Source organism: Roseburia sp. 1XD42-69 (assembly GCF_003612565.1).
GTDB lineage: Bacteria > Bacillota > Clostridia > Lachnospirales > Lachnospiraceae > Roseburia_B.
Genome location: NZ_RAZG01000225.1, coordinates 1 through 1,117 on the forward strand (window position 1 = coordinate 1; position 1,117 = coordinate 1,117).

General features: G+C 46.6%; 1 protein-coding gene. It reads right to left on the reverse strand.

Annotation, left to right across the window (positions count from 1 at the left end):
- Nucleotides 1-16: 16 nt before the first annotated feature.
- Nucleotides 17-1,117: IS701 family transposase (locus D7Y06_RS25240; RefSeq protein ID WP_243119520.1), on the reverse strand; the 1,101-nt coding region annotated here is incomplete at its 5' end.

Below are 1,117 nucleotides of genomic sequence, written 5' to 3' on the forward strand. Positions count from 1 at the left end.
CACCACTTTACAACTATTATAAATAGTGCTCCTTTTGTCGGACAAGATATTTCAATGTTCTCATAAGGGCAGATGATTTTATTATATTTTCGCTCTTTTTCACGAAAGTGGCAAAAAATACCTCCTGCCGGATCCTTTCGCTGAGTGCAAACCTGAAATCCTGTACGCTTTCCTTACGGTACTTTGAAAATGCTTCATCCTGGTATGGCAGTAGCTTCATCGCGCAGTAAGCTATGTTGATCAGATTCACCAGCATTTCAATCCCTTTCCGGCTGCGTACCATATAGCTGCATAGCGACCAGAAGGTTTTCTGCTCGTAATAGCCGACTTCAATATTCCATCTGAATGCGTACAGGAATAAAGGGATATAATCCATCCAGGCACTCCCCGTCTGGTTCAATGGGGCCTTTTCCTGCCATGCACAAAAAAACTGCAGCTGTGTTGGGAAAACCGTACTGAAGAACAAGCGCCTGGAACCGCCCTCCTTCTTTGTGGCTGTCACATAGGCAAGGACTTCTCTTGTGCCGAAAATATTTGTAAGGATACGGCGCTTCCCAATATAATAACCGCCTATTTTTTCGTCCGAAAGTGTAAAATCCCTTTCCACCGAAAGGCGTTTCCCATGTTTTGCAGGCCTGCCTCTTTTTCCGGTCGGCTGCGGGGCAAGGTCATAAAGGACAGAGTCATACCTTGCATTTCCAATCAGGCCAAGGTTTGGGTACTCATCCACGACAGAAACCAGGTCACCTTTTGTGTACCAGCTGTCGCAGAGGATAATGACATTCGCCTTCCCCTGTAATTCAGGCATGGCCTGCCGCACCATGGAAGCAGCCAGCTTCAGCTTTGACTCTTCTTTCTGCCACATGCGGTAGGAAAGCGGCAGTGCCTGGTAAACAATCTTGTCTTTATCCCACACCGGCACGCAGAGCATGACACTTACAAAGCAGTGCCCGTTCAGGTAGCCGCTGCCGTTGTGCGCAGAATGGTCAAAGAGTTTTGAGACATCCTCAAATTTCTTTCCATATTTGGGCACAATGGTATCATCAATGCATAAAAAAACGGGCTGCGTCTCTAAGGATTTCGGGATTAGTTTCAATGCCATAGATGCTGTTGCATT